Source organism: Paraburkholderia madseniana, from assembly GCF_009690905.1.
Lineage (GTDB): Bacteria > Pseudomonadota > Gammaproteobacteria > Burkholderiales > Burkholderiaceae > Paraburkholderia > Paraburkholderia madseniana.
The window spans coordinates 1-3,634 of sequence record NZ_VOSW01000222.1 but is presented as its reverse complement, the minus strand read 5'-3'; the positions used below and the strand labels follow the sequence as shown (position 1 = coordinate 3,634).

At 56.2% G+C, this 3,634-nt stretch carries 3 protein-coding genes; all 3 read right to left on the bottom strand.

Features of this window, described 5'->3' with window-relative positions:
• Window positions 1-1,053: YjbH domain-containing protein (locus tag FSO04_RS45200; RefSeq protein WP_166618394.1), on the bottom strand; the 1,053-nt coding region annotated here is incomplete at its 3' end.
• A 1,042-nt stretch (window positions 1,054-2,095) separates the two neighbouring features.
• Window positions 2,096-2,398, bottom strand: coding sequence for a hypothetical protein (locus FSO04_RS45195; protein WP_154567898.1), 303 nt, complete (start codon window positions 2,396-2,398; stop codon window positions 2,096-2,098).
• A 539-nt stretch (window positions 2,399-2,937) separates the two neighbouring features.
• Window positions 2,938-3,426: a GDP-mannose mannosyl hydrolase gene (locus FSO04_RS45190; protein WP_154567896.1), complete on the bottom strand. Its 489-nt coding sequence runs from the start codon at window positions 3,424-3,426 to the stop codon at window positions 2,938-2,940.
• Window positions 3,427-3,634: the final 208 nt, after the last annotated feature.

Genomic DNA, 3,634 nt, shown 5'->3' with positions numbered 1-3,634 from the left:
CGCGGCGATTTCATCGAGCGCGGAGGTGTCCAGCGCCTCTGGAATAGCGGGAGACTGCGCGTCCGACGATTTGGCCGTCACATCACTCAGCATCACAGACGCATACGACTGCAGCGGTGGCACATACCTAATCGGTGCCGCAGCCAGCGCACTGTTGTTGACTGTGGCGGCACGCATATCCACGGGTTGCAGGCTGGCGAGACGGATCGGACCGTCATCGTCGGCATCCGCAGTCTGCGCGACCGGCACCTGCGGGCCCTCGCACAAACCGTCTGCACACCGCGCACTGCTAAAGCGTTTGCCCAGCGGAATCTGAATGCCCACCGAGAACGACGTGCGCGGCGACACACCATCCGTCGAGCGGATCGAACGCATGAACGTGCCGATCACGTTCGCATCGGCGAGCCAGCTAATCCGCGGAGACTGATAACGGACGCCGGCATAAGGCGTCTTCGAATCGTCTTCTGCAAGCAGCGACAAACCCGTGTTCCACAGCGAGACCTGCGCGCCGCCGAACAAACCATCGAGGCGATCGCCCTGGCCGTAACCGGCGGTCAACGTCACCGGTCCAAATGCTTGCGACACCACGCCGTATTTCGACCGGAAGAAATGCGTCTGGCCGCCAATGTCGGTCACACCGAACGCAATGCTCGGCTGGTACTTGAAGAACTTCGGCACTTCTACTTTAACGTCCGCCATAAGATGACGAAGAACAGTGCGATCCTCATTCGAAAACGGAACGTGCACGTTAGCCGGATAGTTTGCTAGCCCAGCAGACAATTCCAGGTAAGGCAGCAAACCCACAGCGCCCCAGTAAACCTGTGAACCCGTCGCCTGCTTTCCGTAGCGCGGATCGATGTAGTTGTTGTACTGCGCCTCCACCGTCCCTTCGGGCAGTGCAAACGCATACGGAATCACCAAACCACCCGCCTGCCCGAGCGCATTGAGTGCAGGGTCGGTCGCGTGCGCCGAAGCGGAAAACGCTAAGGCTGCAGCAAGCGTCAACGCGCGCGGCGCCGATCGGAGTTGTTGTCCGCGCAAATTTTGAGTCATATTTTTAATTGCTTGTATCAGTTCGCGTTGCTGTGGACCAACCCGTCGCGATCGCAGCGATTATCAGCCCACTCGCTGCTACGCCACGCCCACGTTCAATTCAGTCGCATCGTGTTGTTTTTCGCTCTTTCTGGACGATGCCTCTCTTTTCATGCTGCGCGCTTTCACAAAACCCCATGACTGGATCTCGTTATAAAAATCTCCATCGCATATCAGGCCAACCTGCCTATTCTATCAATAAGCATATCGAACTAACTACTACGAACCGATTGTTTTATCTAAATACGACGTGCTAATTTACTACGCAAAAAAATGCAGATTTGACGTTGAGAAGAAAAGAATATTGAACTGCCTGACACAACGACTTCCACGATTCGTTACCGCGCAGAGAAAAATCTATTTAGATTGCAGTGCATCATATCCAGATTGCTGCATGGCGGAATGCCGCTGACGGAAAAAGCTAACATGTTGGCGGAATACTCCATTTTTCAACTTTACGCGAAGGGATCCAAGGTGATTCTTCAGTTCCACCGCAGTCTGTCATAGGCGAGCCACTCGCTGATCATCGCTGTGCATGACTACCAGCCGGCTTGCACTCAGCCTGCGTAATGGCAGCGAATGCCCGATTCGGACAAAATCTTAACAACCACCGCCATTTGTGCGCCGCGCCATTCTTACCGCTCGATACTAGCGACTGGCCGGTTCGAGGGGTCATCACGGTCCGACGACACCCCTCGAATCTCTTTGCCCGCCGACACCTCGTCCGGCGGGCTTCTTTTTATTTCTTTGCAATCACGTACGCGATTGCGAACGCTTCAAGCTGCCCCTGCGCACTTTCTCACAGCAGATGATCCCCCTACCATCAGTCGACGGCCAAGCCATGCGGCTAAGCGAGCAAGTAGGGGTTGGACAGGAATACCGACGACGACGTCCCGTTGCCGGGAATAAAATGCAGCGCAAGCCGTCGCCCGTCATCTCGCGCCCTGCGCGGTGAGACGCCGCGCAACCGTCCACTGCCACGACGCGCCGCGCTGCGGTTCCCTTAGGCGTGGCCGCCCCGTGCCACCGTTTCCGGCCTGATCGGCCACATTAATACGCCGTTGGTCAGAGCAACGGTTAGGATGCTCGGCCGCGCCGATTCTTCGGCCGCGATCGTTGTCGCATACTCGTGCGCCGTTTCAGCATTCCCTGCTTCTACTGCGGCCCGGAATGCCTCGAGTTGGGCATTGAGTCGGATGTCCCCCTCAATGTTCGGAAGGTTCGCCTCGATGAGGTCGATCGCTTCCTGATATTTGCCTTGACCGCGCAGCGCGGCCGACTCCTGGATGAGTTCATTTTCCGTCATCGATCATTCCCCCGCTTACCAACCCCGATTCCAATTAATCCTGCACCGCTGAGTCTTGTGCGCTACCAGTACGCTGCAACCCTTTGCGGTGTTCGTGTCATTCCTTGACGACCGGCGCCGGGGGTTCGCCGTGCCGTCCGCTGAAGTGGACCACGTCACCGGTCCAACGGCCTCTAACACCATTGCGAGTTCCAGTGCGCGCCAATTCCAACGCTTGACCGCACACGTATTTCGCGAACCGTGTCGTCCGTCCCCGTCCAACATCTCGAGGAATCAAAACAAGCGCTCACGTATTGAATTGGTGGGAAGCACGAGATTTCAAAGGTTCGGATGCACTCACCGAGGCCAACGAGCAATGGAAGTATGAGTGAGCACCGGTGTGCATGGAGACAGGTTGGCAGATATCAACCAATCTCTGACGTCAACGGACACTATGAATCTTTAATCCTTCACCGCGTGCATGCGCGGGATAACCATTTTTTCAACGTATTCGCGCTTGGCGAAACAGCCGGCCCCAGGTTCGAGGGGGGGCGTCCATGTCACACTGGAAAGCGTCCTCCGCACCGTAGCGCGGGACCACCGAAATAAGCTTGCGTGTTCAGATGAACCTCCGCATCGGTCGTAATCTCTTCTTTGGTGGCCCAACGGTACGCCGTGTGTTGCAGGTCGGGCAGGCTCGCAAGTTCAATAGTGCCCCGCAGCTTGTACCCGAGTACAACGTAATGAGTCGAAATGCCGGATTGACCGCTAAAATTGTCCTCGTACAGATGTTCGTACACGCCAAGAAGGTCGGCGTCGACTCGACTGAGGTCGGCTCGACCAAGTTCCTCGCTTGCGATCCGGTGAAAGGCGTCGTCAAGGCGCTCGTTCTTGCGAATGCGACCGCCCGGGACAAACCAGAAGCCTTGAGCGGGTTTGTTAACGCGGCGCCCGAGAAGATAGCCGCCCATCTCGTTCTCGATGATAAGGTCGATCGCTACCAGTGGTGTTGCGTCGACGACATTCAAGAACATAAGGGTTGGAAGCATGGTCATTCAGCAGAAAATGATCGAGAAGAACATTGTTATTTGTGAGGAACTCATGACAGATTGCGTGCGAAAGCGTCGATCAACGCGCGCGCCCTGTGCCAATACGTCTTCGAAATAGTTATCGCACGCATACTTCCCGCTCGTCGACTAGCCGTGCATATCCCGGGAAGGATACGTTGCAAAATTGAGCCCTGTCCGACAATCTTGG